Source organism: Pseudomonas sp. LBUM1648 (assembly GCF_059716145.1).
In genome coordinates this window covers 2,890,167-2,915,907 of sequence record NZ_CP166808.1, presented here as the reverse complement: position 1 = coordinate 2,915,907, position 25,741 = coordinate 2,890,167, and the positions used below count along the sequence as shown (strand labels likewise).

General features: G+C 58.6%; 25 protein-coding genes and 1 tRNA gene. 14 read left to right on the top strand and 12 right to left on the bottom strand.

Going from position 1 to position 25,741, the window contains the following annotated elements; genetic code table 11:
* Positions 1–6 precede the first annotated feature (6 nt).
* The gene (locus tag ACA043_RS13375; protein WP_497659642.1) at positions 7–915 is read right to left on the bottom strand and encodes a transcriptional regulator GcvA; all 909 of its coding nucleotides are present in this window, start codon (positions 913–915) and stop codon (positions 7–9) included.
* Between the two features lie 109 nt (positions 916–1,024).
* Between ACA043_RS13375 and gstA the strand changes: the two genes are divergently transcribed.
* From gstA to ACA043_RS13360, 3 genes are all read left to right on the top strand, one after another.
* Positions 1,025–1,636, top strand: coding sequence for a glutathione transferase GstA (gstA, locus tag ACA043_RS13370; RefSeq protein ID WP_497659432.1), 612 nt, complete (start codon positions 1,025–1,027; stop codon positions 1,634–1,636).
* An 85-nt stretch (positions 1,637–1,721) separates the two neighbouring features.
* A complete protein-coding gene (locus ACA043_RS13365) occupies positions 1,722–2,102 on the top strand; it encodes a RidA family protein (protein ID WP_123464338.1) in 381 nt (126 codons plus the stop codon).
* A 211-nt stretch (positions 2,103–2,313) separates the two neighbouring features.
* A complete protein-coding gene (locus ACA043_RS13360; protein ID WP_497617994.1) occupies positions 2,314–4,302 on the top strand; it encodes a peptidase U32 family protein in 1,989 nt (662 codons plus the stop codon).
* A 113-nt stretch (positions 4,303–4,415) separates the two neighbouring features.
* Here ACA043_RS13360 and ACA043_RS13355 read toward each other — a convergent pair.
* A tRNA-Gln gene (locus ACA043_RS13355) sits at positions 4,416–4,490 on the bottom strand.
* Positions 4,491–4,808: 318 nt separating this feature from the next.
* Here ACA043_RS13355 and ACA043_RS13350 point away from each other — a divergent pair.
* Positions 4,809–5,843: an alpha/beta fold hydrolase gene (locus ACA043_RS13350; protein WP_497659431.1), complete on the top strand. Its 1,035-nt coding sequence runs from the start codon at positions 4,809–4,811 to the stop codon at positions 5,841–5,843.
* 74 nt (positions 5,844–5,917) lie between these two features.
* On the opposite strand, the gene ACA043_RS13345 is transcribed toward ACA043_RS13350, so the two are convergent.
* From ACA043_RS13345 to ACA043_RS13335, 3 genes are all read right to left on the bottom strand, one after another.
* Complete coding sequence (locus tag ACA043_RS13345; RefSeq protein ID WP_497659430.1) at positions 5,918–6,217, bottom strand: DUF6124 family protein; 300 nt, start codon at positions 6,215–6,217, stop codon at positions 5,918–5,920.
* Between the two features lie 462 nt (positions 6,218–6,679).
* Positions 6,680–7,702 carry a GlxA family transcriptional regulator gene (locus ACA043_RS13340; RefSeq protein WP_401264922.1) on the bottom strand — a complete coding sequence of 341 codons (1,023 nt, stop codon included), beginning with the start codon at positions 7,700–7,702 and terminating at the stop codon, positions 6,680–6,682.
* 87 nt (positions 7,703–7,789) lie between these two features.
* Complete coding sequence (locus ACA043_RS13335) at positions 7,790–8,683, bottom strand: LysR family transcriptional regulator (protein WP_187680388.1); 894 nt, start codon at positions 8,681–8,683, stop codon at positions 7,790–7,792.
* Positions 8,684–8,797: 114 nt separating this feature from the next.
* Between ACA043_RS13335 and ACA043_RS13330 the strand changes: the two genes are divergently transcribed.
* From ACA043_RS13330 to ACA043_RS13295, 8 genes are all read left to right on the top strand, one after another.
* Complete coding sequence (locus tag ACA043_RS13330) at positions 8,798–9,199, top strand: RidA family protein (protein ID WP_489879764.1); 402 nt, start codon at positions 8,798–8,800, stop codon at positions 9,197–9,199.
* Positions 9,200–9,391: 192 nt separating this feature from the next.
* Positions 9,392–10,330, top strand: a complete 939-nt coding sequence (locus ACA043_RS13325; RefSeq protein WP_497659429.1) for a hypothetical protein — start codon at positions 9,392–9,394, stop codon at positions 10,328–10,330.
* 1 nt (position 10,331) lies between these two features.
* On the top strand, positions 10,332–11,318 hold the full coding sequence (locus ACA043_RS13320; protein WP_489879762.1) for an MBL fold metallo-hydrolase: 987 nt from the start codon (positions 10,332–10,334) through the stop codon (positions 11,316–11,318).
* 193 nt (positions 11,319–11,511) lie between these two features.
* A complete protein-coding gene (locus tag ACA043_RS13315) occupies positions 11,512–12,375 on the top strand; it encodes a putative selenate ABC transporter substrate-binding protein (RefSeq protein ID WP_401264919.1) in 864 nt (287 codons plus the stop codon).
* Positions 12,372–13,169, top strand: a complete 798-nt coding sequence (locus ACA043_RS13310; protein WP_187680385.1) for a phosphonate ABC transporter ATP-binding protein — start codon at positions 12,372–12,374, stop codon at positions 13,167–13,169. Before ACA043_RS13315 ends, ACA043_RS13310 begins: the two co-directional genes overlap by 4 nt.
* Complete coding sequence (locus ACA043_RS13305; protein WP_489879759.1) at positions 13,163–13,987, top strand: PhnE/PtxC family ABC transporter permease; 825 nt, start codon at positions 13,163–13,165, stop codon at positions 13,985–13,987. The genes ACA043_RS13310 and ACA043_RS13305 overlap by 7 nt, the downstream gene beginning before the upstream one ends.
* Positions 13,984–14,751, top strand: a complete 768-nt coding sequence (gene phnE, locus ACA043_RS13300; protein ID WP_497659428.1) for a phosphonate ABC transporter, permease protein PhnE — start codon at positions 13,984–13,986, stop codon at positions 14,749–14,751. The genes ACA043_RS13305 and phnE overlap by 4 nt, the downstream gene beginning before the upstream one ends.
* A gap of 188 nt (positions 14,752–14,939) precedes the next feature.
* Positions 14,940–16,619: an MFS transporter gene (locus ACA043_RS13295; RefSeq protein ID WP_497659427.1), complete on the top strand. Its 1,680-nt coding sequence runs from the start codon at positions 14,940–14,942 to the stop codon at positions 16,617–16,619.
* A gap of 43 nt (positions 16,620–16,662) precedes the next feature.
* On the opposite strand, the gene ACA043_RS13290 is transcribed toward ACA043_RS13295, so the two are convergent.
* The 6 genes from ACA043_RS13290 to ACA043_RS13265 all read right to left on the bottom strand — a co-directional run bounded on the left by ACA043_RS13290 (position 16,663) and on the right by ACA043_RS13265 (position 23,549).
* Positions 16,663–16,893, bottom strand: coding sequence for a putative antibiotic biosynthesis monooxygenase (locus ACA043_RS13290; RefSeq protein ID WP_489879757.1), 231 nt, complete (start codon positions 16,891–16,893; stop codon positions 16,663–16,665).
* A complete protein-coding gene (locus ACA043_RS13285; RefSeq protein ID WP_497659426.1) occupies positions 16,890–17,900 on the bottom strand; it encodes a catalase family peroxidase in 1,011 nt (336 codons plus the stop codon). The genes ACA043_RS13290 and ACA043_RS13285 overlap by 4 nt, the downstream gene beginning before the upstream one ends.
* 5 nt (positions 17,901–17,905) lie before the next feature.
* Complete coding sequence (locus ACA043_RS13280) at positions 17,906–19,363, bottom strand: aldehyde dehydrogenase family protein (RefSeq protein WP_497617977.1); 1,458 nt, start codon at positions 19,361–19,363, stop codon at positions 17,906–17,908.
* A 19-nt stretch (positions 19,364–19,382) separates the two neighbouring features.
* Positions 19,383–20,894: a GMC family oxidoreductase gene (locus tag ACA043_RS13275; protein ID WP_497659425.1), complete on the bottom strand. Its 1,512-nt coding sequence runs from the start codon at positions 20,892–20,894 to the stop codon at positions 19,383–19,385.
* 116 nt (positions 20,895–21,010) lie between these two features.
* On the bottom strand, positions 21,011–21,940 hold the full coding sequence (locus ACA043_RS13270; RefSeq protein ID WP_497617975.1) for a LysR family transcriptional regulator: 930 nt from the start codon (positions 21,938–21,940) through the stop codon (positions 21,011–21,013).
* Between the two features lie 61 nt (positions 21,941–22,001).
* Entirely contained in the window at positions 22,002–23,549 is a 1,548-nt protein-coding gene (locus tag ACA043_RS13265; RefSeq protein WP_497659424.1) for a GMC family oxidoreductase, read from the bottom strand.
* A gap of 191 nt (positions 23,550–23,740) precedes the next feature.
* Between ACA043_RS13265 and ACA043_RS13260 the strand changes: the two genes are divergently transcribed.
* Together ACA043_RS13260 and ACA043_RS13255 are read left to right on the top strand one after the other, a co-directional pair.
* Positions 23,741–24,676 (top strand): LysR substrate-binding domain-containing protein, encoded by a 936-nt coding sequence (locus ACA043_RS13260; protein WP_489879751.1) that lies wholly within the window; start codon positions 23,741–23,743, stop codon positions 24,674–24,676.
* Between the two features lie 298 nt (positions 24,677–24,974).
* The gene (locus tag ACA043_RS13255; RefSeq protein ID WP_497659423.1) at positions 24,975–25,193 is read left to right on the top strand and encodes a hypothetical protein; all 219 of its coding nucleotides are present in this window, start codon (positions 24,975–24,977) and stop codon (positions 25,191–25,193) included.
* A gap of 230 nt (positions 25,194–25,423) precedes the next feature.
* Here the strand turns inward: ACA043_RS13255 and ACA043_RS13250 are convergent, their stop codons facing one another.
* A complete protein-coding gene (locus ACA043_RS13250) occupies positions 25,424–25,705 on the bottom strand; it encodes a DUF2798 domain-containing protein (protein WP_401264899.1) in 282 nt (93 codons plus the stop codon).
* Between the last annotated feature and the right edge of the window lie 36 nt (positions 25,706–25,741).

Here is a 25,741-nt window from a genome sequence, read left to right as displayed (position 1 = left end):
ACACGCTTATACAAACCTTTCGCTGTTCTGCTGCTGCGCCAGCAACCATGTCCGCAAGGCGACGATCTTTTTAGAGTCGGCGGTTTCATGAGGTGTCACCAGATAGAAACCCAGATCATCCTTCAAACGCAGAGCAAAAGGCGCCACCAGTCGCCCGGCCCGCAGGTCGTCGTCGACATAGGTCGAGCGCCCGATGCAAACCCCCTGCCCGTCAACGGCGGCCTGTACGGCCATCATTGCCAGATCGAAGGTCAACCGTGGTCCTTGGGCCAGTTGCGCTGGCTGGCCCGCTGCGCTGAGCCAGACGCTCCAGTCTCCGCCGGTCATACCGCTAACTTGCAGCATCGTGTGATGGGCCAAATCAGCAGGCGCATTCAAGGCCTTTGTCCCACCGAGTAACGCGGGGCTGCACACGGGAAAAATCTCATCGGACATCAAAAAATCGGCACGCAGGCCCTTCCAGTCACCTCGGCCATAGCGAATCGCGGCATCAATGCCACCCTTGCGAAAATCCACCAGATCGGTAGAAGCGCTGACTCGTACTTCAATCTCAGGAAATGCCTGCTGAAATGAAGGCAGGCGCGGCAGCAACCACTTGGATGCCACCGACACCAAGGTGCTGATGGTCAGCACGCTGTTGTTGCGCGACACCAGCAATTGCTCCGTTGAATAGCGCAATTCGTGAAACGCCGAACGGATGCCGGGCAAGAAGACATGCCCGTCTGCCGTGAGCGCCAAACCGTCCTTCAACCGCAGAAACAGAGGCACGCCAAGCTCATCTTCGAGTCGACGTATCTGATGACTGATCGCGGTTTGCGTGACGTTCAGCTCCTGCGCAGCCAAGGTAAAGCTCATGTGCCGAGCAGCGGACTCGAAGGCTCTCAAACCATTCAAGGAGGGCAATCTGGCGACCATATGACGTTCAATACTCATGAGATTTTGTCATACGCTAACACTCGAAATGACCTTTGCGAAACGCTCAGTGACATTGGATTCTGGCGTCCTTTCTCCACAAGGAACTGCCATGAAACTGTATTTCGCACCGATGACCTGTTCTCTGTCACCGCACATTGTGCTCCGGGAACTGGGGCTGCCGTTCGAGCTGATTCGCGTCAACAACCAGACCAAACGCACCGCCGACGGGCGTGATTTTCGTGAGATCAATCCCAAGGGGTATGTGGCAGCGTTGGTACTGGATAACGGCGAGGTGCTGACGGAGGGGCCGGCGATCCTGCAGTTCCTTGTCGACCAAGTTCCCGGTAGTGCGCTGGCGCCGGCCAATGGCACGTGGGAGCGTTCGCGTTTGCAGGAACATCTGAACTTCATCAGCAGCGAAATTCATGGCGGCAGCGCGCCACTGTTTAACAGTCAGATCCCGGAATCGATCAAGTCGCTCTTCAAACACAAACTGTTTTCGCGTTTGGAGTTACTGAGCCAGATGCTCGCAACGCAGGACTATCTGATGAGTACCTTCGGCGTGGCCGACGCCTACCTGTTTACCGTCCTCACCTGGCTACCGACATTCAACATCGATATTGAGAACTGGCCGGTGCTGGCCGCCTACATGAAGCGCATCGCCGACAAGCCAAGTGTGCGGTTGGCGATGGCGGCAGAAGCGGCCACACAGCCGGTCTGATCCGTGCCGTTTGCGCGAACGGGCCATGTCGTCAGTGAATCTGTAAACTGGCGCAAACCTTTACTCACTCAAACAAGAGATCAGCATGGCCAACCAAGACATCACTTTCACTCCGGACCCGGACGCCGACTCGATTTCCTCCGACGTTGCGACTTTCGGCGGCATCATGGTGTCCACGCAGATTCCGACCCGTGCCGATGGCAGCCTGGAACTGGGTGGTATTACCGAGCAAAGCGAATGCACGCTGCAAGCGCTGAAAGTCGCACTGGAACGTGCCGGCAGTTCGATGGATCGGGTGATGCACCTGACTATCTACCTCACCGATATGGCTGATCGTGCGGCGTTCAACGAAGTGTACAAACGTTTCTTCGCCAAGCCGTGGCCAGTGCGTGCAGCGGTGGGCGTCGCCTCGCTGGCCGTCGAAGGCATGCGTGTGGAAGTGACTGCGATGGCCGCCAAGGCCTGACCGGAAAACATAAATCTCTGTAGGAGCTGTCGAGTGGAACGAGGCTGCGATCTTTTGATCTTTGAAATCAAGATCAAAAGATCGCAGCGTGCCGCAGCTCCTACAAAAGCGAGACCAGGTCTGCAATAGCCATCGGGCAGCACAGGCGTGCCGGGCGCGCGTTTCGCGGGTAGAATGCGCGCCTAACCGTGACAGCCTGACTAAAAAAACTATGTCCTTGCCCAAGCATCATCTGGAATTGCTCAGCCCTGCCCGCGATGTCGCCATCGCCCGTGAGGCGATCCTGCACGGCGCCGACGCCGTGTACATTGGCGGCCCGAGCTTCGGCGCGCGCCACAACGCCTGCAACGAAGTGAGCGAAATCGCCGAACTGGTGGAGTTCGCCCGCAAGTATCACGCGCGGATCTTCACCACCATCAACACCATCCTGCACGACAACGAACTGGAGCCGGCGCGCAAGCTGATCCATCAGTTGTACGACGCGGGCGTCGATGCGCTGATCGTCCAGGATCTGGGCGTGATGGAACTGGACATTCCACCCATCGAACTGCACGCCTCGACCCAGACCGATATCCGCACCCTTGAGCGAGCGAAGTTCCTCGATCAGGCCGGTTTTTCGCAACTGGTACTGGCTCGCGAGCTGAATCTGCAAGAAATCCGCGCGATCGCCGACGAAACCGACGCCGCCATCGAATTCTTTATCCATGGTGCCTTGTGCGTGGCCTTCTCCGGCCAGTGCAACATTTCCCACGCGCAAACCGGCCGCAGCGCCAACCGTGGCGACTGCTCGCAGGCCTGCCGTTTGCCGTACACCCTCAAAGATGAAAAGGGTGGCGTGATCGCCTACGAAAAACACCTGCTGTCGATGAAAGACAACAACCAGAGCGCCAACATCCGCGCCCTGGTTGAAGCCGGTGTGCGTTCGTTCAAGATCGAAGGTCGCTACAAAGACATGGGCTACGTGAAGAACATCACGGCCTATTACCGCCAGCGCCTCGACGACGTACTCGAAGATCGTCCGGACCTGGCCCGCGCTTCCAGCGGCCGTACCGCGCACTTCTTCCTGCCCGATCCGGAAAAGACTTTCCATCGTGGTAGCACCGATTACTTCGTCACCGATCGCAAAATCGACATCGGCGCCTTCGATTCGCCGACCTTCACCGGTTTGCCGGTGGGCACGGTCGAGAAAGTCGGCAAGCGTGACATGCAGGTCGTGACCCACGAGCCGCTGTCCAACGGCGATGGCTTGAACGTGCTGGTCAAGCGTGAAGTGGTCGGTTTCCGCGCCAACATCGCCGAAGCCAAAGGCGAGTTCGATGAAGACGGCGAGAAGCGCTACCGCTATCGCGTCGAGCCGAACGAGATGCCGGAAGGCCTGTTCAAGCTGCGTCCGAATCACCCGTTGAATCGCAACCTCGATCACAACTGGCAGCAGGCACTGCAAAAGACTTCTTCCGAACGCCGCGTGGCGCTGAGCTGGTTTGCACGCTTGCGTGAAGAGCAGCTTGAAATCACCGCCACCAGCGAAGAAGGCATCAGCGCCAGCGTCACCCTGAACGGCCCGTTCGGCGTCGCCAACAAGCCTGAGCAGGCGCTGGAGCAACTGCGCGATCTGCTCGGCCAGCTGGGCACCACGCAGTACCACGCCACCGACATCAAACTGGATGCGCCACAGGCCTTCTTCATTCCTAACTCGCAGCTCAAAGCCCTGCGCCGTGAAGTGATCGAAGCGCTGACTGCCGCACGCATCGCCGCTCACCCGCGTGGTAGCCGTAAAGCTGAAACCAGCCCGCCGCCGGTGTACCCGGATTCGCACCTTACCTTCCTGGCCAACGTCTACAACCAGAAGGCGCGCGACTTCTATCATCGTCACGGCGTGAAGCTGATCGACGCCGCGTACGAAGCGCACGAAGAACCAGGCGAAGTGCCGGTGATGATTACCAAACACTGCCTGCGTTTCTCCTTCAACCTTTGCCCGAAACAGGCCAAAGGCGTGACCGGCGTGCGCACCAAAGTCGCGCCGATGCAGTTGATCCACGGCGATGAAGTGCTGACGCTGAAGTTCGACTGCAAGCCGTGCGAGATGCACATCATTGGCAAGATGAAGGGCCACATCCTCAACCTGCCGCAACCGGGCAGCGTGGTCGGCCACATCAGCCCAGAAGACCTGATGAAAACCATCCCCCGCGCACCGCACTGAGTGGTTGGCGAGTGCGGTGCTTCGGCGCTGTACTCGCCCGCCCTGCTCTACCGGGCCAAATCGCAGGCATAAAAAAACGCCAACTTCTTGCGAAGTTGGCGTTTTTCAATAGATGGCAGGGGCGGCTGGATTCGAACCAACGCATGGCAGGATCAAAACCTGCTGCCTTACCGCTTGGCGACGCCCCTACAGCTCTTGTCAGCGGCTCCGTGAGGATCGCTGCGAGAACGGGGCGCAATTTAACAACATTCGTTACGTTTGTGAAGCGCGAAGTGAAATATTTTTTGTTTTAAAACAGCGACTTATTATTTTGGCCGAATTCGGGCCAGTGATCAGTGGGTTTAGCGCGGTGTATCACACTGTGTACGAACCCCGCCGCGATACAGCGCCTTTCAACAACGCCCCACTTCGACACAGGCCAGATACGTCCCTACGCTTAAATGCACTGAAGGTTTGAAGGATTCATACAGAACCCTTGGCCAAAGGCTCGCACAGGAGACGTCACCATGAAGATGGCACTGCACACCCGCAAAACCGGCACCGCGCTCGGCTTGTCGATTCTCGCTTTCTCCTTGTTTGGCGCCTTCAGCACAGCTCAGGCGCAAACCTCTGAACCTGCAGCAGTAAGCTATTCCGCACCCTCGCCCTTCGGCCCGTTGAAACATGTGAAGGCCGGCGTGCTGGACGTCGCCTACGCCGAAACCGGCCCGGCCAATGGCCCGGTGGTGATCCTGCTGCACGGCTGGCCTTACGACATTCACAGCTACGATGAAGTCGCGCCTTTGCTGGCGGCCAAGGGCTATCGGGTATTGATGCCCTATGCACGCGGTTATGGCGATACACAGTTCCTCTCCAAGGACACCCTGCGCAATGGCCAACCGGCAGCGCTGGCCAGTGATGTCATCGACTTCATGGATGCCTTGAAGATCAAGCAAGCGGTGCTCGGCGGCTATGACTGGGGCGCACGCTCGGCGGGCATCGTCTCCGCGCTGTGGCCGGAACGGGTCAAGGCACTGGTGGCGGTCAGCGGCTACCTGATCGGCAATCAGGCCGCCGGCCAGAATCCGCTGCCGCCCAAGGCGGAATTGCAGTGGTGGTATCAGTTCTACTTCGCCACTGACCGGGGTCGCGCCGGCTACGCGAAAAACACCCACGACTTCGCCAAGCTGATCTGGCAACTGGCGTCACCGCAGTGGAAGTTTGATGACGCCACGTTCGACCGCTCAGCCAAAGCCCTGGAGAACCCGGATCACGTCGACATCACCGTGTTCAACTACCGCTGGCGTCTGGGCCTGGTGCAGGGCGAAGCGAAATACGCAGCGCTGGAGCAAAAACTGGCCACCGCACCGTCGATCAGCGTGCCGACCATCACGCTGGAAGGCGACGCCAACGGCGCACCGCACCCGGCGCCTGAGGATTACGCCAAGCGCTTCACCGGTAAATATCAGTTCCGTTTGATCAATGGCGGTATTGGCCACAACTTGCCGCAGGAAGATCCGCAGTCGTTTGCCAAGGCTGTGATTGATGCGGATCACCTGTAAAAGCGTCTTATCCTGGCGCAAACAAAAAAGCAGTCAGCCGCAAAGGCTGACTGCTTGATAATTAACGTGAGTGGTTAGTCGATTGGCACAACGTTATCCAACGCCTTGTTCACCGCCAACTCCCCCAACATGACCACTTGTGCAATGCCCAGCAGGGTATTGCGGTTCGACCCCTCCAGCACACCTGCAAAATTACCGAGCATGACCGCGGCGGACGCCAAGGAACCGCTGGCATTGGTCAGCAAGGATTCGGTGTCGGATTGCGGGTGGACCGTAAATAGAGTGCTGGGCGTATAGGGTGTGGCCATGATCACGGCCGCCGGCAGCAGGCAATCCGGATCGGTTTCTGGTGGGTTTGGCGTGATTTTGAACATAGATGATTCTCCACTAGATAAAAATGAGGAGCCATCACTCTCGCTACCAAACGAGGGTGGCGGCCAAACGCAGGTTGGTAGACCGGTCTAAGCGGAGAAAAACCCCGGCGCTCCCGAAAGAGCCCCACGCGTGGCCGCCATATAAAGCTGAGTCCAGGGAAAGGACTGCATAGGCGTTGCCATCACGCTTAGAAAACGGGCTACCAAACCCGATCACTGTTTTGCAGTGACAGGGAAACGATACAGCCCGCCTCATAGCGCGTAAGCCGGCGGATTCTGGCGTACGCGTAGGTAACGGCGCAAGGTGTTGTAGCCGTTATGGCGTAACAGGTGGTGTAAGTTAAACGTGCGTGCGAAGTGGTGTTTAAGCACCTCGGAGGTCGTGAATCCTTTGTTCCCTTTGCGGGTCGATTTCAGGCCCCCTCACATCAAAAGATCGCAGCCTTGGATACCGGGCGTGGGCTATTTGACCAACCGTTTCTCTTTCGACGGGCGATAGCCAAAATACGAGCTGTAGCACTTGCTGAAGTGGCTCGGCGAAACGAACCCGCACGCCACCAGCACTTCCACTTGCGACAACTCGGTGTGTTGCAACAACCGTCGCGCTTCGGTGATGCGCAATTCCAGGTAATAGCGCTGCGGCGTGGTGCCCAGTTGTTCCTTGAACAGGCGCTCTAACTGGCGGCGGGACCGACCGGCGTAGACCGCCAGTTGCTCCAGCTCCAGCGGTTCTTCAAGGTTGGCGTCCATCAGCTTCACGACTTCACGCAACGGCGCGCTGACACAGATGTTTTCATCCGGTTTGATCCGCCGATACCGCGACTCTTCGAACGCCAGAATGTCTTCGACGCCCTCCACCAGCGCCTTGCCGTGCAGGCCTTTGATCCAGTCCAGCGCCATGTGGAAAGCTCCCGACGGGCTGGACGCCGTGAGCCGGTCGCGATCGATCACGTAAGGCTCGCTGCTGACGTGGGTGGACTTGGCGATTTCGGTGAGCGCCGGACGATGCTCCGGGTGGATCGCGCAGCGGTAACCGTCAAGCAATCCGGCGCGCCCGAGAAACCACGCACCATTCCACAGCCCGGCAAGACTGACGCCCCGCTCCGCCGCTGCACGCAACAGATGGATCAACTCATCCGTCGCTTTCAACTCGGTTCGATAACCACCGCACACCACCAGCAGATCCAGCTCCTGAAGCGCCGCCAGATCAATCCGCGCATCCGGGCGAATGACCAGCCCCAGATCACTGACCACCTCGCCGTCACTCAATGCCAGCGTGCGCGAAGAGAACAGGCCCGGACGGAGCAGGTTGCTGGTGATGATCGTGTCCAGCGCCTGGGTAAAGGCCGGCAGTGAAAAGTGTTCGAGCAGCAGAAAACCGGTGCGGGTCAAGCGGGTGTCAGCCGATTGCTCATTCAGATAGCGGAGGTTTTTGCCCTTCATGCCCCCGCTGAATTGGCGTCGTTCGATCAAGGTCTGGTCCATCGGTCATGTTGTTATTCTCCGATAGTTGGCCTGAAGCGCCGAAGAGTCAATCGCGCCTGCGGCAGGTGTCTGCTTGCACCAGATCCGCTACGCCATCAACTCCACAATCCAATCAATAAAAACCCGCAACTTCCGGCTGACATGACGGTTCGGCGGATACGCCACGTAGAGCGGCATCGGTTCCAGTTGCCAGTCTTCGAACAAGGGCACCAACTCGCCCTGAGCCACGTGCGCATCGGACATGTATTTGGGCAGCCATAACACTCCCATTCCGGCCAAGCCTGCTGCGAGATAGGCATTACCGTCGTCGACGGCCAGCACATGACGCCCCTTGATTTGCAAACGTTCACGCTCGTTATGCAAGGCATACGGCACGGGTTTGCCGGTGCGCGCCCACAAGAAAGCAACGACGCGGTGATGTGAATCTTCCAGCTCCTGTGGATGCAGCGGTGTGCCTGCACGCGCCAGGTAGTCAGGCGCGGCAAACACACCCAGTGGAAGATCCGCGACTTTGCGAGCCATCAATGACTGATCCAGCAGTTCACCTCCGCGCACCACGCAATCGACGTTCTCATCGATGATGTCGACGATACGATCACTGACGCCCATGTCGATCTGGATGTCCGGGTAGCGCGCGTGAAACCCGGGCAATGCCGGCACAAGAATATGGCGCGCCAGAGGACTGGGCACATCCACGCGTAACCGGCCACTGGGCAAAGCGGCGGCGCCGGACAGGCTGGTTTCGGCATCCTCCATGTCGGCCAGCAGCTTGATCACTCGCTCGTAATACAGCGCGCCGTCCGCCGTGACGTTGACCTTGCGTGTGGTGCGGTTGAGCAATCTGACCCGCAACCTGGCTTCCAATTGCTGGACGAGCTGGGTCACGGTGGTCTTGCTCATGTGCAGGGTTTCAGCGGCTTTGGTGAAACTCCCCGCCTCGACCACCCGGGCGAAGGCCTGCATTGCATCAAAACGGTCCACTTTTCGCCCTCTGATTGTTTGTATATTGCAAACAGTGAGCGCCAAGATTGCGCGTTTATCGCCCCACTGCAAACCCCTAATGTTGCTCCATCAACTCACTGATGGAGACACCCCATGACTCAGCGCGATGTTGTTTTTCCACCTGGACGCCAGGCCCTTTACGAACGTCATCAATACTCCCCTGCCGTGCGTTCCAACGGTTTTCTGTTTGTCTCGGGACAAGTCGGTAGCACCGAGGACGGCTCGCCCGAGCCGGACCTGAAGAACCAGGTGCGTCAGGCTTTCACCAATTTGAATGCGATCCTCAATGAAGCCGGTTGCACGTTCGACGACGTGGTCGACGTCACCGTGTTCATTGTTGATCCGCAGTCGAAGTTCGAAACGATCTGGAATCTAGTGCTGACGGAATTCTGGGGTGAGGCGCCCCACCCAACCGCCACCGCTATTGGTGTAACGTGGCTGTATGGCTTTGATTTCGAGATCAAGGTGATCGCCAAACTGCATGAAGCGATCTGATCAACCAGGAAACCCGCACACGGCCGACCCCGTTAGTTGAAGTCATTGCGTTGTTTTATGGCGTTTTTATGTTCAAGGGCTGGGTCGCGTTCCGTTGACGTGCAGAGCAGGCGTAGCTCGGCGGACTTTTAATATCAGAAAAAACCATCCCGCAGAGCACTTTGACCCCACTCCGTTGATGGTCTATATCAGTTGTTAGCCGCCAACAACCCGCCTGCTCGCAAGGAAGATCACATGGTGCTCCGACGGATCGGCCTGATAAGTACATTCGTCGCCTTGGCGTCGTTTCAATCAGGCTGCACTTCGCAGCATGTTCACCAATTGGAAATCAAGAAATATGTAGCGCAGCCCAATAGCCTGATCAAACAGATGGATGGCAACGCTTCTATACTTTATGAGAGGGATGGGCACTTCTATACCGCCGGATACATCGCCTACCTCGCAGGGTACGATAAAGAAAGCGTTCAGGATTTTTCCTGTTATACCCAGACACCCGACGAAATCACGACCCTCAATGCAATCTGGGTTTCACTGTATGCCTCGTTTCCAACGATGTGGGACTATCGACACGAAATCACCAGTAGCCTTCACTCCTTGCATGGCGGCGATGCGCAAGCGGTTTACGAGCGCAGAAAACGTCTGAAAGCACTGATCATCGAATCGATACAACCGGGATCCGGAGCGCAATCCTGGCAGACAGGTTTTCTGATCCACGCTTTTGGCGACAGTTACGCCCATGTCCACGGTGAACCTCCAGAAGCTTATGGTCAGCTAATTGGCCACACTATCCCGACGCTTTTCGGCAACAGTCCTGACGCGATATTTCTAGCGAATAATCATGTTCGATACCTCGAATTCGTCACCGAACTTTTTGATGCGCTATCACAAGGTCAAACGACATTTCCTGCAGACAAAGATGCACTTGTGCGCTTTAAAAAGGAGATTTCGAAGCAAGCCGAACTGGGAAGTGATGGAGATAAAAAAGTCACGATCATCGTCAAGCAAGGTAACGTCAGTTACGACTGGGAAAAGAATGAGGAAATCTGTGGCGTCAAGGACAGCGAGATCGACCGATCGGCAGTAAGGCTCTTCTTGAAAAAAATGTCTGGACAACTGGACGAGGCCATCTGAAATGAAGTGGCTCGCAGTGTTTTTTTTCCTGCTGGTCGGATGCACTCATACCCCACAGGAACAAGGCATTGCCGTATGGAATCAGCCTCGTGCTGAAAGTCCGAAAATCCAGTTCCTGGGTGTCGGTGGCTGGCTGATCACCTGGGAAAAAGAACAACTTGTTTTTGCGCCTTTTTTCTCCCGGACATCGATCTACAAACTACCGTTCAACACCACCCCTGATGTAGCAAAGATCGATCAATCGATGCCTGTCGCTCCGCAGGCGACCATGATGCTGGTAGGACATGGCCATTACGACCACCTGTTGGATGTTGCTTATATCGCCAGGCACCAGGCTAAGGAAACGACCATCTATGGTTCCGCAAATGTAAAACATATCCTCACCGCGGAACTCCCGGATGAAAGAGTCGTTGATGTGCAGCCGATGCTCGGCCCTGCATTTTCCACTCCGGGCCAATGGATTTCCTCTCGCGGGGGACGTATGCGCGCCATGCCTTTGAAAAGCCAGCACGCTCCGCATTTACTTGGATTCCACTTAGTCCCGGAAGATGGCTATCGGCGAGATTTGCAACGCCTGCCCCGGTCTGCCTGGACCTGGAAAGCCGGCCAGCCAATCGCTTGGCTGGTGGATTTACTGGATGAAAACCAAAGGCCTGTATACAGGATTCACTATCAGGATTCGGCCGCCACGCCACCTTACGGATTTCCACCTGTACTGGAGGACGGCAAAGCGATAGACCTGGAGATACTGTGCGCCGGCAATTGGAATCAAGTACGCGACTATCCGAAAAAGTTACTTCAAGTCACAAAACCAAAGAGAGTGCTGGTGGGGCATTGGGAGAACTTTTTCGGTGGCGATATCAACGCCCCGACCAGCATTCCTTTTTTGGATTTCAAAAGGCTGATCGCGGTTGTAAAAGCGGCTGCACCCCAGGCGACGGTAAGCGTCATGGCACCGCTCTCAGAAATGAGCCTGCCCGTTCATTGAGGCGTCAGCGCCCACTGGCGAGCTTCCGACAGTTAGTTTTTCCAGAGTTTCGACCGCGACTTGTATCTGCCGAGGGCCTGAGGGGTAGCCTTTGCCTCGTTCAATGAGTATAACCTCGCCGATTCGTCTACCCTGAGTTCGCGCCTCACGCCGCCTCTTCAGCCATTTTGACGCTCACGAAACGGAGATTCCCATGCTCAAACGAACCCTGGCACTGACAGCCGGTCTGGCCCTGTCCTTTTCTGCGCTGGTGTCGCAAGCCGCTGATGTATTGCGGGTCAGCGCCATTCCCGATGAAGCCCCGACCGAGTTGCTGCGCAAGTTCGAGCCACTGGGTGCGTATCTGGAACAGCAATTGGGCATGAAGGTGCAGTTCGTTCCGGTAGCCGACTACCCGGCGGTGGTTGAAGCGCTGGCCACCGACCGTCTCGACATGGCCTGGCTGGGCGGTTTCACCTTTGTTCAGGCGCGTTTAAAGACCGACGCCACCACCCCGGTGATTCCGCTGGTGCAACGTGAGCAGGACGCGCAGTTCACCAGTAAATTCATCACCGCCGACCCGAACGTCAAGAGCCTGGCCGACCTCAAAGGCAAGACCTTCGCCTTCGGTTCGGTATCGTCCACCTCCGGCAGTTTGATGCCGCGTTACTTCATGCTGAAAAATGACAACATCAAGCCTGAAGCGTATTTCAGTCGTGTCGCTTATTCCGGCGCTCATGACGCTACCGTCGCCTGGGTGCAGGCCGGCAAGGTCGATGCTGGTGTGTTGAACGCCAGTGTCTGGCAGAAACTGGTAGATGCCGGCAAGGTCGACACCACTAAAGTGAAAGTCTTCGCCACCACCCCGACCTACTTCGATTACAACTGGACGGTGCGTGGCACGCTCGATCCGGCATTGGCGGCGAAGATCAAAAAAGCCTTCCTTGATCTCGACCCGGCCAACCCTGAGCAGAAGAAGATTCTCGACTTGCAGGCAGCCAGCCGTTTCATCGATACCAAGCCTGAAAACTACAAGGGCATCGAGGAAGCCGCCCGCGCTGCCGAACTGCTGAAATGACCTTACGCCTCACCCAAGGCAGCCTGCGCCACGCCAATGGAGTCGACGCCCTGCGCGGCGTCGACTTGCAGATCGGCGTCGGCGAACAGGTCGCCATCATCGGCCCGTCCGGGGCTGGAAAATCGAGTTTGCTCAACCTGCTGGCCACCGCGTTACGGCCCAGCAGCGGTGACATTGAAGTGCTCGGCGAGCGTACCTGGCACTTGTCCGCCCGGCAGCGACAGCGTCTGCGCGCGCGAATCGGCCTGGTGCATCAGGCGCCGCCCCTGCCACCGCGTCAGCGCGTGGTCACGGCGGTGTTGGCCGGCAAACTCGGCCAATGGAGTCTGGGCAAAAGCCTGCTGAATCTGTTGCATCCGCTGGACGTGCCCGGCGCTCGCGCGGCGTTGGCGCGCCTGGATCTTGCCGACAAGCTGTTCGCCCATTGCCAGCAATTGTCCGGCGGCCAATTGCAGCGTGTCGGCATTGCCCGGGTGCTGTATCAGGCGCCGGAGATTCTGCTGGCCGACGAACCGGTTTCGGCGATGGACCCGGTCATGGCCGGTCACACGCTGTCGATCCTGTCGCGCCACGCTCGCGAACACAACGTCACGTTGGTGGCGAGCCTGCATGCGGTGGATCTGGCGCTGTCGCACTTCCCACGCATCATCGGTCTGCGTGACGGGCAGATTCTGTTCGACAGCCCTTCCGATCAAGTCAGCCACGAGATGCTCGACGCGCTGTACGCCAACGAACAACTGCAATCGCCGACCGCTGCGGTAGCGCCTTTGACTGTGCAGATTCCACGATGCTGAACGCCGATTCACGCGACCCCGCTGCGTGGCCGCGACTGCTGCTGACAATCGTGGCGATTGCCTTTTTGTGGCCGGGGATCCAGATCAGTGAACTGAACCTCGGCGTGCTGCTGCCCGACAGCCAGAATGAAATGGGCCGGTTTGTGGCGCAGTTCTGGCCGCCGGCACACGATGAAGCGTTTTTGCAGTTGTTGTTCAAAGCCACCTTGCAAACTCTGGCGATTGCCACCGCCGGCATGGCGTTGGCGCTGCTGTTGGCCGTCCCCGCCAGCCTGCTCGCCAGTCGCGCCTTGTCGCTGTCTGCGGCCTCACGGGGTGGCGTGCCAAGCCGTTGGGGCCGGTTGCTGCGCTGGCCGGTTCGCGGTGTGTTGATCTTCCTGCGCAGCGTGCCGGAGATCGTCTGGGCATTGCTGTTTGTGCGCGCGGTCGGCCTCGGGCCGGCAGCGGGTGTGCTGGCAATCGCCATCACCTACAGCGGCATGCTCGGCAAGGTCTACGCAGAAATTTTCGAATCCACCGACCAACGTCCGGCCCATGCCTTGTTGCAATCGGGCAGCGGCCGGCTGGCGAGTTTTGCTTACGGCATTCTGCCTAATGTCGGTGCCGAACTGCTGTCGTACACGGTCTATCGCTGGGAGTGTGCAATCCGTGCTTCGGTAGTGATGGGGTTTGTCGGTGCCGGCGGCCTGGGCCAGCAGATCGACCTGTCGATCCGCATGTTCGCCGGCGGTGAAGTCGCGAGCATTCTGTTGACCTTCCTGCTGCTGGTGCTGGCGGCCGATCAACTCAGCCGCTTGCTGCGCTGGAGGCTGACGTGAATCGCCTGATCAATCTGTTGATGATCGCTGGTATCGGCGTAGCGGTTTTCGCTTCGTTTGCTTATCTGAGCCTTGATCTTGGCGAACTTGGCAGTGCCACCAGCCTCAAGCAGATGGGCGCATATGTGCAGCGCTTTCTCAGCCCGGATCTGAGCGCCGGTTACCTGAAGGCGATCTTCCACGGTTCGATGGAAACCCTGGCCATGTCGGCCCTCGGCACCCTGCTCGCGGCTGTGTTTGGCATCGTTCTCGCCCTGCCCGCCGCCGGGCGTTTCGGCTGGCCGCTGCAAAGTGCCTCGCGCCTGCTGCTTAACGGCCTGCGGGCGATTCCGGAATTGGTCTGGGCCGCGCTGATGGTGCTCGCCGCCGGCCTCGGCCCGAACGCCGGCACCCTCGCCCTCGCCCTGCACACCACCGGCGTGCTGGGCCGATTGTTCGCCGAAGCACTGGAAAACACCCCGCCGCAGCCCGCCGAAGCGATCCGCTTGCAGGGCGGCAACCCGATCCTCGCCTTCTGCTACGGCACCCTGCCCAACCTCGCCCCGCAACTGCTCGCCTATATGCTGTATCGCTGGGAAAACAATATCCGCATGGCCAGCGTGCTGGGCTTCGTCGGCGCGGGCGGTTTGGGGCAGATGTTGTATGTGAGCCTGAGCCTGTTTCAGGAAGCGCAGGCCAGCACGGTGATTCTGGCGATGCTGGCGCTGGTGTTTGCGGTGGACTGGTTCAGTGCGTGGAGCCGCCAGCGCTGGGTAAAAGCGTAAAAGCAGATGATGGCGAGTGGATATCTAGTAAAAGCTGATTATGCTTCAGGAAACCGCGCAGCAATGCGCGGCGGTCAGACTGTGCACGCTTTACGCGACAGCAATGGCGACAGATGCCACAAGGCCAGAGTGCAGTAAGCGATATGTGGAACTCCGGCCTACAACAATAAGCACGACGGAGAACACCTATGGCCACAATCGACACAGCATCCACAGGCAGTCCACCCCGCAGCGGCGGAATCACCAAGGAGGAGCGCAAGGTCATCTTTGCCTCGTCCCTTGGCACGGTGTTCGAGTGGTACGACTTTTACCTCTACGGCTCACTCGCGGCGATCATCGCCAAACACTTCTTCGCCGGCGTCAACGAGACCACGGCGTTTATCTTTGCCCTGCTCGCCTTCGCCGCCGGATTCGCCGTGCGGCCGTTTGGCGCGATCGTGTTTGGTCGGCTCGGCGACATGATCGGGCGCAAACACACGTTCCTGATCACCATCGTCATCATGGGTGTCTCTACGGCTATCGTTGGTTTGCTACCGGGCTACGCGACCATCGGTGTCGCCGCGCCCGTGATCCTCATCACTCTGCGATTGCTGCAAGGCCTGGCGCTGGGCGGTGAGTACGGCGGCGCGGCCACTTACGTCGCTGAACATGCGCCACCGGGCAGACGCGGTTTCTTCACTTCATGGATTCAAACTACCGCGACCCTCGGCCTGTTTCTCTCGCTGCTGGTGATCCTGGCCTGCCGCACCGCGCTGGGTACCGAAGCGTTCGAAGCCTGGGGCTGGCGGATTCCGTTTCTGCTGTCGATCCTGCTGTTGATCGTCTCGGTGTATATCCGCCTGCAACTGAGCGAGTCGCCGGTGTTCCAGAAAATGAAGGCCGAAGGCAAGGCGTCCAAGGCGCCGCTGACCGAGTCGTTCGCCCGCTGGGACAACCTCAAAGTGGTGATCATGTCGTTGCTCGGCGGCACGGCCGGCCAAGCCGTGGTCTGGTACACCGGGCAGTTCTACGCGCTGTTCTTCCTCCTGCAGACGCTGAAGATCGACCCGCAAACCGCCAACCTGCTGATCGCCGGCTCACTGCTGATCGGCACACCGTTCTTCGTGATCTTCGGCAGCCTGTCCGACCGTATCGGGCGCAAACCGATCATCATGGTCGGCTGCATTCTGGCCGCGCTGACGTACTTTCCGATCTTCCATGCGCTGACCCAGTACGGGAACCCCGACGTGTTCATCGCCCAGGAGAAAAACCCGGTCAAGGTGATCGCCAATTCCGATCAGTGTTCGTTCCAGTTCGATCCGGTGGGCAAGGCCAAATTCACCAGTTCCTGTGACCTCGCGAAAACGTTACTGGCGAAACGGGCGATCCCTTATGAAAACATCGAGGCCGAACCCGGCACCGTGGGGCAGGTGCGCATTGGCGACAAAGTGATCGAGAGTTTCGAGGGCAGCGCCCTGCCGGCCGCCGACTTCAAGACCCGCAACGATGCCTTTACCGCCAGCCTCGGCACGGCGCTGAAGGACGCCGGTTACCCGGAAAAAGCCGATCCGGCGAAAACCAACTACCCGATGGTGCTGCTCCTGCTGACCATTCTGGTGATCTACGTGACGATGGTTTATGGGCCAATCGCGGCATGGCTGGTCGAACTGTTCCCGACCCGCATCCGCTACACCTCCATGTCACTGCCCTATCACATCGGCAACGGCTGGTTTGGCGGCTTCCTGCCGACCGTGGCGTTCGCGATGGTCGCGGCCACCGGGGATATTTACTACGGCTTGTGGTACCCGATCGTGATTGCGGTGATGACGGCGATACTCGGCACGTTCTTCCTGCCGGAAACCAAGGATCGCGACATTCTCAAAGACTGAGTCCAGCGCTCCGCCCTCTTGTATGGAGGGCGGAGCACAGGCCTCAACGCAGCAACCAGCGTGACAGCAGGCGAGCACTCAACGGCAACATCCAGTAGACCATGTTGAAAGAAATCATCCCGGCCACTGCCACCTTGAACAGCCATCCCGGCCACTGTAGATCTGCCAGTTCCAGCAGCGTCGCCAATCCCCAAGGCATGCTCACCGTTAGCGGCAAGACGACCAGCCATGACAACACCCATTGCTTCCAGCGAACGCCCGTGTGACTGCTCATGGTCGCTGTCGCCTGAGTACTGCCCGTTGATAAATACGATCACGCGCCAACGTCATCGGGTCGGTACTGAGGCTGATACCGTCGAGTAAACGTCCCGGGCTAAATGCCATACGCTGCTGAGCCTCGGCCGGTTCCAGTGCATCAAGACTGAAAATCCCCAGTTCAACTTCCTCGTTCTGACGCGACCACGGGATTGAGCCATCATCGACGGCGTCTCCCGACGCCGCCAGTTGAAGCACCAACCGAATCTTCAACGAGCCCTTGCTCAGTCGCGCGCTGATTTCCTCCTGCAAGTAATCAGCTGGCATCGCAGCCGCTTGGGCATCACTCAACGTTGGCTGCGTTTGCAGGGGTTCGATGCGATAACGGCCAATCAGCTCATCGCCCTCACGATTGATGAACACCAGCGCGTTAACACCGAAGTACTCGAGTGCCACATAGCTACGCGGCGCCGGTTTGGGCGCTTCCAGGAAATGCTGAGCCCGTGGATGGTTCGCCAGAAAGGTTTGCAGTGGCTGGGGATCCGGCGGCGTGGCGACATTGGCGGCAATGCCTTGTAGAAAGCTCAGAAAATCTGCTGGCGTGGCCACCGGAAAGCCGTCGAACGAGTGCGCCACGATATCGGTGGACTCGCCGTTCGGCAGGGCAAAACGCACGGCTACCCCCCTCGGGCTGGCCATCGGATCCCCGTCAGCGGTCGCCGGTACACCGCTGAAGTTGGAGAACCGCAGCACCACCGGCACCGTTTGCCCTTGCAGGTGGGCAGCTCGGCTGATGGAGCCGGCGACGCCTGAAGCCTTGAACGTGCCGCTCACCAACAGCCCTTTGGCATGGGTTGCCCTGAATCCGGGGTGACGACCGAACGTTGCATTGAGCGCATCGAGCAAAGCGTCGTACAACCGCTCCTGGGGCATAGCGTGATTCCTTGCTTCAGTGGCGAACACGGCCGAGGACGTTGTCAGCGTCCCGGCCAATACTGTCCCGATCAGTAAGTGTTGCAATCCCATGGCATTCACCCCTGACGCAGGCCGGGATTGAGTGCGATGTGTTTGTACTCGATGAAATCGTCCATCGCCGCCACACCGTTGAGCCGTCCCTGCCCCGATTGCTTGAAACCACCCTCTTCGAACTCGTCGAACACCATAGCCCAATCGTTGACCCAGACAGTGCCGGCCTCCAACTCGCGTGCTACTCGTAGCGAGCGATCGACATCGCGGGTCCACACGCTGGCCGCCAGGCCAAACTCACTGTTGTTGGCCAGTTCGATCGCCTCGGCCTCACTGTCGAAAACCTGCAAGGTCAGTACCGGGCCAAAGGTTTCACGCTGGACGATGGCCATGTCGGCATCACTGACGCGCAACAGCGTTGGCCGATAAAACGCGCCTTTGGCCAAAGGTCCCTGCGTGATAGGACCGCCGCGCACGATGACTTGCGCACCGGCAGCAATCGCCTCATCGACCACTTGGTTGACGCGCTGCACGTTAGCTTTGTCGATCAATGGACCCATTTCGCTGGCGGGATCCGCCGCAGGCCCTACGCGTACAGCCTCAAGGCGTGCTGCCAGGCGCTCAATCAGCGCGGCGGCGATATCGCGCTGAACCAATAACCGCGAACCCGTCATGCAGAATTGACCGGCAAACACCGTCAGGGCTTTGATTAACACCGGCACCGCCATATCAAGGTCGGCGTCGTTGAATACCAGCATCGGGGTCTTGCCACCCAGTTCAAGGCCAAAGCGTTTGAGGTGTTGGGCACCCGCCGCACTGATCGCACGCCCCGTGGTTGTGCTGCCGGTAAAACTGATGACCGGGACCTTTGGTGACTCGACCAGATGGATCGAACCGGCCGCCCCCAACTCGCTGAACAGATTGATGACACCCTTGGGCAGCGACGGCGCCTGGCTCATGATCCACGCGACCAGCGCGTTGGTCTGGGCAGTTTGCCCGGGCACTTTGATCACCGTCGTGCAACCTGCAGCCAACGCCGGGGCCAATGATCGAATCATCAATACCACCGGTGAATTCCACGGCACGATGATCCCCGCAACACCGACGGGCTGGCGCAGCACCAGGGAAATCCTCCCCGGCTTCGGCTCGGCCGCCCGGCCATACTCGGCGCGCACCAATGCGGCGTAGTAACGCAGTTTGGAAGGCACCATGCTCACTTCAAACTCGGCTTCGGGGCGGATCTTGCCGTTCTCCAGCGCCAGTGTGTCGATCAGTTGCCCGGCGTTGCGTTCAAACGCGTCCGCCAGCTCCAGCAGAACCTTGGCGCGCAGGGTGCGATCGTCTTTCCAGGGCGACTCGACGAACGCACGCCGGGCCGCCTCGACGGCTAGTTGTGCTTCTAGCAGACCGCCCTCGGCGTAACGGCCGATCAGCTCATAGGTTGCAGGGTCGATGGAATCGTTGTGAACACCGGAATCGAGCCACAGGCCGTCGATCCAGTTCAAAACCATAGTGTTGTTCATAGAGGCAGCGTCCTGAAGGTTAGGCGTAGAGGCCGGCAATTTTCTCGGCGGTGGCAATCACGGTGAGGTTGGTGGCTACCGACGGCACATCAGGAAAAATCGACGCATCGACAATGCGCAGTCCCTGCACACCGAGTACCCGCGCCTGCAAGTCGACCACTGCACGTGCATCACCCGGGCGCCCCATCGGCGCGGTTGACGTCGGATGGTGATAGGTGTCCAGACTGGCCCTGACGCTGGCCAGTAATGCTTTGTCGGACTCGCTGTCCGCTCCCGGATTAAGCTCGCTGTGGATCAAGGTGTTCAGCGGCGCCGTTGCTCCGATCTTGCGGGCCAGGCGAATACCGTCCAGCAAGCGTTGGCGATCCTCAGGCACGGCGAGGAAATTCAGGTCGATGTTTGGTGCCACCAGCGGATCGCGGCTGGCCAGCGTGACGCTGCCGCGCGATTGCGGTCGGGTCAGTGCGACCGCGAGTACGAAGCCCACGTTTGTAGGGCTTTGATCGTGAGGAAACAGGTGCGTAGCAGTGATGTGCAGATCTAGATCCCCCTTCTCGGCACTGCGGCTGTGGGTCCACAACTTGGCACCGATCACCGGCGATTGCCGACCGATCAGCTCTGCGCGGGCGGCATAGGCGTTGTAATAGAACGGGTGATCCATCAGGCTTTGGCCCACCGGCAAATCCGCGACCAGGGGAATCTGCAGCGCGTGCATATCCTCGGCCGGGCCAATGCCGGAGCGCAGCAGAATCGCCGCACTGCCATAGCTGCCCGCGCAAAGAATCACCTCGCGGGCCAGCAACTGCGAGCCATCGCTCAACTGCACACCGATGGCTTGCTGACCCTCGAAGAGGACTTTGTCCACCAGACTGTCCGCGCGAATCTGCAGGTTGCTGCGGACACGCACCTGCTCCGTGAGATAAGCCATACCGGTGTTGATGCGCACGCCATCGACGATATTCATCGGGTACGGACCGACGCCATTGGCATCAGCGCCGTCAAAGTCATCGATGATCTTGTAGCCGTAAGCGAACGTGGCCTGAATAAACGCCCGCTGCATCGGCGTGACGTCCAGGTTGTTCAGTTGATGAACCGGCAGCGGTCCCTCACTACCATGCAAATCGCTGGCACCCCGGCTGTGGCTTTCCAGTTTTTTGAAGGCGGGCAACAAGTCTTCATAGCTCCACCCCGGCAGATCCCAGCGCTCGAAATCGCTGGCACGGGCACGGATGGCCACGGCGCCATTGATCGCCGAACTGCCCCCCAGCACCTTGCCGCGCAAGGCGCCGATGGGATGTTCGATGTAGCCGGGGCGAGTCTTGTAACCCCACTCGAACTGCGCACTGCCGTTGGCCCCGACAATGTCGCTGCTGGCCACAACGTCGGGGTACTCGCTCGGTACGAAGCTGTGGCCCGCCTCCAGCAACAACACCTGGCGCTGCTTGTTCTCACTGAGCCGACGCGCCATTACCGCGCCAGCCGAGCCGCCGCCGACAATAAGCACGTCAACTGTATCAAGGGTGTTCTTCATGCATGTCTTCCCTGTCAGGCGCTCGAGATGGCGCCTTTCAGGGAAAGCATAGGGAACGGCAAGAGGCCTCATAAGCAGGCAAAAAACGAATCAGGGTTTCGTGAATTGCGAACGACTCAGCCCGCTTGTCGTGCATGCGCGGCAAGCATTTGCTCCCACTCCGGCGGACTACCGATCTGTTCCGCGAGAAAACTCGCCAGTGCCTGTAGCTTGGGCGACGCGCGCTGCGATTGTCGGTACACCGTCGAGATATTGCCGCCACGTGGCGCGTAAGGCGCCAACACCTCTTGCAACTCGCCGGCGACAATCGATTGTGCAGCCAGAAACGTTGGCAGAATCGCCAGGCCCATGCCGGCTTTGGCCGCTTCCATGAGTTGATGAGCATTGTTGGTACGCAGGCGGCAACGCACGCGAAACGACTCAAGCGTGTTGTTCACGGGCAAGGTCCACATGCCATGCGGCTCGCGGTTCACATACAGCATCGCGAAATGTCGAGACAGTTCCTGAGGGGTTTGCGGCGTGCCATGCGCCGCCAGATAGTCAGGACTGGCGCAAATGATGTGGCGATTGGGCGTGATGGTTTTCGCCACCAGCGAGGAGTCTGGCAACTCACCGATGCGAATGGCCGCGTCGAAACGCTCTTCGTGCAGATTGACATGGCGGTCGTCAAACTCTACGTCAAGTTGCAACTGCGGATAGCGCACGGCAAACGACGACAGAATGGGCGTCAGATAGCGAATACTGAACGCCATGGGTGCGGCCAGTCGCAGGCTTCCGTGCAACCTCGACTGGAACGCCAGAACCGCGTCTTCAGCATCATCGACCTCCGACAGGATGCGCACGCAATAGCGGTAGAACACCTCGCCCGACTCAGTCAGGCGTGCGTGCCGTCCGCGTTCCAGCAAAATACTGCCCAGACGTTTTTCCAGTTGCTGCAGCCGCTGGCTGACCATTGATTTGGCCGTGCCCAGACGCCGGGCGGCTTCGGAAATACTGCCGGTGTCGACCACCGTCACAAAAGAATGCATCTCACAGAGTTTGTTCAAGTTATAGATCCAGAGAGACAGAAAAAACCTGCGCAACCGGTGCGCAGGCCTCCATGACGGTTCAGGCTGATGCACGATATTGTTTGAGGGTATCGGACAACTTTTCCGCCATCATGATGACGGTCGGATTGAGGTTGATCAGCGGGATCTCCGGGAATATTGACGCATCAATGACGCGCAACCCCGCTACCCCGTAAACCCGGCCCTGTTCATCAACCACCGCGTCGGGGTCATCCGGCAAACCCATCGGCGCGGTTGAACACGGATGCTGCAACGTGCCCACACCAGTCGCCAGCGCACGGCGAATTTGCTCGTCGCTGTTGTCCACCGACGGGCCGGGATACAACTCTTCCACGATCAGGCTTTTTAGCGGCTCGGTCCGGGCCAGTTGCCGGGCCAGGCGAAAACACTCGACCATGCGGTTCATGTCCTCCTCAGTGGTCAGGTGGTTGAGCTCAATGATCGGCGCCACATTCGGGTCGCGACTGTTCAGGCGAATACGGCCGTGGGAGGTGCAGTGCATCAGTTCCAGCCCCAGCGAAAAAGCAACGCCGGTCGGGCTGCTGGCAGGGTCAAGCAAGTGCGAGGGTGAAATACCAATGTCGAGTTCTTTGTCGGAGCCGGCAAAGCAAGAGTGGGTCCACAGTTGCGCGCCGATCACTGGATGATCCTGACCTTTCAACGATGACTGGCCACTGAAGTTCATCCAGTAAAAAGCGTGATCAAGCAATCGCATGCCCACCGGGGCGTCCTTGACCACCGAAATCTCCAACTTTTGCAAATCGGCACGGGGCCCGATCCCTGACCGCAGCAGGATGGCCGCCGAGCCGTAAGCACCCGCGCTTAGAATCACCTCCTGGCCGTGGACATGCTGCCCGTCAGCCAATTTCACAGACTGAACCTTGCCGTGGTTGATCTCGATTTTATCGACCAGTGTTTCATCCAGAATGTGCAGGTTCTCACGGGCGCGCACTTTACGGGTGAGGTACGCCATGCCGGTATTGACCCGGACACCATTGATCACGTTCATCGGGTTGGGACCCGCGCCGTTGTTGGCCAAGGGGTTATTGAAATCATCCACTTTGTTAGCGCCACAGGCCCATGCGGCCTCAAGCATCGCGCGCTGTACCGGGGTGATATAGCCCAGGGACATCTGGTGAATAGGCAACGGCCCACTACGACCATGCCATCTATCGTCGCCGTGGGGCGTGCGCTCCATCTTTTTGTAGTACGGCAGCACCTCGTCAAAGCTCCAACCCTTCAGACCTTTGGCGGTAAAACGGGCGAAGTCGAAAGGCAACGCTCGACAAGCGACCGCGCCGTTGATCGCCGAACTACCGCCGAGCAGTTTGCCCCGTGGTGCATAAACGGCCTGCGGCTGCTCGATCGGTGTCGCGAAATAGCCCCATTCATAGCGGGCATCGCCATTGGCGGCGATGACGTTGCTGCTGTAGCTTTGTTCCGGGTACTCATCCGGCGCAAACGCCCGCCCCGCCTCGACCAACAGCACATTACACTGGCGGTCTTCCGACAGACGCGCCGCCAACACGGCGCCGGCAGAACCGCCGCCCAGAATCACGAAGTCGAAAACCTTTTCATCGATCGTCATTTAACGTCCATTTTCTACGGGTGACTTGAGTGGATACCGCTTGCCGGCCACGCCGAGGCGGTCGTTCAACGGCCGCAATCTAAAGCCCACGTTGCCAGGCGCGGTAGTCGCAAAAAACGGGCTGCTGATTCCCATACAAGGAACGATCAGCCTTGTATAGTTGGCGCCTTCTGACTGAATGGATTTCGACCGTGCTGGATCTCAATGACCTTCAGTACTTCGTTATGGTAGTGGACCACGGCGGTTTCGCGCCCACCGCACGTGCGCTGGGTATTCCTAAATCCAACCTTAGCCGGCGCATCGCGCAGCTCGAAGAACGGCTTGGTGTGCGTCTGATCATCCGTAACACCCGAAACTTCTCGGTGACGGAACTGGGGCAGACCTATTACGACCGTTGCCGCGCAATGCTCAAGGAAGCCGAAGCCGCAGAAGCAGCGATTGCCATGACCCACACCGAGCCGGGTGGCGTGCTGCGTGTCACCTGTCCGACGGTGCTGCTGGAGGAATGTGTTGGCGCGATCATTACGCGGTTCATGGCCATGTACCCACGCATGGAAGTGCACCTGGAAGCCAGTGATCGCCAGGTCGATGTGGTTGCCGAGGGTATTGATCTGGCATTGAGGGTTCGTCCCCTGCCACTTCAGGACTCCAATCTGGTAAGCCGCGTCATGTCGCAACGGCCGCAATGCCTGGTCGCCAGTCCAACGCTTTTGAACCGCTTGGGCACACCAGACGGACCAGAAGATCTAGCGCGCTTTCCCAGCGTTCATCACGGCAGTCCACAGCGAGACTACAACTGGACGCTGTTCCATGACGATGGCTCGGAATTCACCCTGCAACATCGACCACAGCTCATTACCAAAGGCCTGCCGATGTTGCGCTGCGCGGCTATCGACAGCATCGGCGTCGCACAAATGCCAATGTCACTGGTACACGACTACATCGAGCGCGGGGAACTGGCCGTGGTTTTGCCGGACTGGGCACCCAGAACAGAAATGATTCACGCCGTATTTGCGACAAGGCAAGGGATGCTGCCTTCAACACGGTTACTGCTGGACTTCATGCTTGAGCAGTTTCGTCTCTTAGATGATCCGATGCGAGGCATGAAAAAAATGCCCACTGCTTGAAGGGCTGATTGTGAATTGGAGTCGCTATGACCGCACCCGGGAACTCGGCTGCGCCACCAGCCCGCCGTCAACATAGACCCGTTGCACACCCTGTTGCGCCAGTTCTCCCATCAATTGTTCGGGAGTGAGATTCGAAAATCGCACCCTCCCCTGCAACGTCTCGGGAACTTGGGGATTGGACAGATTGGGCCATTGGTCTCGCGCAAAGTTTATATGCCGTTAATTCACTGCCCCTGAAAAAGATCGAACGCTCGCCGCGGCCCCTCCTCCAATGTTTACACCCACGGAGGTCAACGATATGAACAGCAACGACAATAAAACCCCGAACGCCCCGCCTACCGATACGTCCGGCAAACCGGTGAACGTAGTCGAGCGAGGTCTTGAGGAAAGGGACGACGACATAAAGGTGGTGGATGACGTCATCACGCCGTCGTCTACTCGTGTCAAAGAGCAGGATGCCGAAGAGTTGCAGCGCAAGGTGGATGAGATTGAGCGCAAGGTGGCGGACGGGAATTGAGGTTCGCGGAATCAATTGGATTTACCCCCTCACCCCAGCCCAAGACTCCAGCCTGCACAGCCGATGAAAATCAAATGGGTATCTCCGTTTTCCAATGAGCTGCCGCAGGCTGCGATCTTTGTTTTTCAAGATCAAAAGATCGCAGCCTGCGGCAGCTCCTACAGAGGTCGTGTTAAGGGTCTGGACAGTCGGGCTGACGGCGAAGTTTCGATTGATTGTCCGGGAACAGGTCAGCGCGGGAGGTGCGGATGCACAGTCAACGCCACCAGTTTGATCACGATGGGCCGCACGACGAGGATGCACAGGAACGCCACCGGCATCGCCAGCTTATAGGCATGCAACGTATTACTCAGGTAGTTGTTATCAATGCCGGAGTTGGAGGCCGTGATCACCAACGACATCAGGAACGCCATGATTGTCGCCATGTACAACGCGAACACATAGGGTGTCGCACGCGCTGACAGCTTGCGCCGGTTGACGTACAAGGCGTCGGAGCTGGTTCTTTGATTCATATGGCTTTTCCATCCATTGACAGGGAGCGGGCACCT

Excerpts from the sequence above, each read along its gene's own strand:
- ACA043_RS13295 (WP_497659427.1), top strand. The coding sequence starts at position 14,940 with ATGGCCACAATCGACACAGCATCCACAGGCAGTCCACCCCGCAGCGGC.
- ACA043_RS13360 (WP_497617994.1), top strand. The coding sequence starts at position 2,314 with ATGTCCTTGCCCAAGCATCATCTGGAATTGCTCAGCCCTGCCCGCGAT.
- ACA043_RS13365 (WP_123464338.1), top strand. The coding sequence starts at position 1,722 with ATGGCCAACCAAGACATCACTTTCACTCCGGACCCGGACGCCGACTCG.
- ACA043_RS13255 (WP_497659423.1), top strand. The coding sequence starts at position 24,975 with ATGAACAGCAACGACAATAAAACCCCGAACGCCCCGCCTACCGATACG.
- ACA043_RS13290 (WP_489879757.1), bottom strand. The coding sequence starts at position 16,893 with ATGAGCAGTCACACGGGCGTTCGCTGGAAGCAATGGGTGTTGTCATGG.
- ACA043_RS13275 (WP_497659425.1), bottom strand. The coding sequence starts at position 20,894 with ATGAAGAACACCCTTGATACAGTTGACGTGCTTATTGTCGGCGGCGGC.
- gstA (WP_497659432.1), top strand. The coding sequence starts at position 1,025 with ATGAAACTGTATTTCGCACCGATGACCTGTTCTCTGTCACCGCACATT.
- ACA043_RS13305 (WP_489879759.1), top strand. The coding sequence starts at position 13,163 with ATGCTGAACGCCGATTCACGCGACCCCGCTGCGTGGCCGCGACTGCTG.
- ACA043_RS13265 (WP_497659424.1), bottom strand. The coding sequence starts at position 23,549 with ATGACGATCGATGAAAAGGTTTTCGACTTCGTGATTCTGGGCGGCGGT.
- ACA043_RS13310 (WP_187680385.1), top strand. The coding sequence starts at position 12,372 with ATGACCTTACGCCTCACCCAAGGCAGCCTGCGCCACGCCAATGGAGTC.
- ACA043_RS13375 (WP_497659642.1), bottom strand. The coding sequence starts at position 915 with ATGGTCGCCAGATTGCCCTCCTTGAATGGTTTGAGAGCCTTCGAGTCC.
- ACA043_RS13315 (WP_401264919.1), top strand. The coding sequence starts at position 11,512 with ATGCTCAAACGAACCCTGGCACTGACAGCCGGTCTGGCCCTGTCCTTT.
- ACA043_RS13340 (WP_401264922.1), bottom strand. The coding sequence starts at position 7,702 with ATGGACCAGACCTTGATCGAACGACGCCAATTCAGCGGGGGCATGAAG.
- ACA043_RS13280 (WP_497617977.1), bottom strand. The coding sequence starts at position 19,363 with ATGAACAACACTATGGTTTTGAACTGGATCGACGGCCTGTGGCTCGAT.
- ACA043_RS13320 (WP_489879762.1), top strand. The coding sequence starts at position 10,332 with ATGAAGTGGCTCGCAGTGTTTTTTTTCCTGCTGGTCGGATGCACTCAT.
- ACA043_RS13330 (WP_489879764.1), top strand. The coding sequence starts at position 8,798 with ATGACTCAGCGCGATGTTGTTTTTCCACCTGGACGCCAGGCCCTTTAC.
- ACA043_RS13350 (WP_497659431.1), top strand. The coding sequence starts at position 4,809 with ATGAAGATGGCACTGCACACCCGCAAAACCGGCACCGCGCTCGGCTTG.
- ACA043_RS13285 (WP_497659426.1), bottom strand. The coding sequence starts at position 17,900 with ATGGGATTGCAACACTTACTGATCGGGACAGTATTGGCCGGGACGCTG.
- ACA043_RS13345 (WP_497659430.1), bottom strand. The coding sequence starts at position 6,217 with ATGTTCAAAATCACGCCAAACCCACCAGAAACCGATCCGGATTGCCTG.
- ACA043_RS13250 (WP_401264899.1), bottom strand. The coding sequence starts at position 25,705 with ATGAATCAAAGAACCAGCTCCGACGCCTTGTACGTCAACCGGCGCAAG.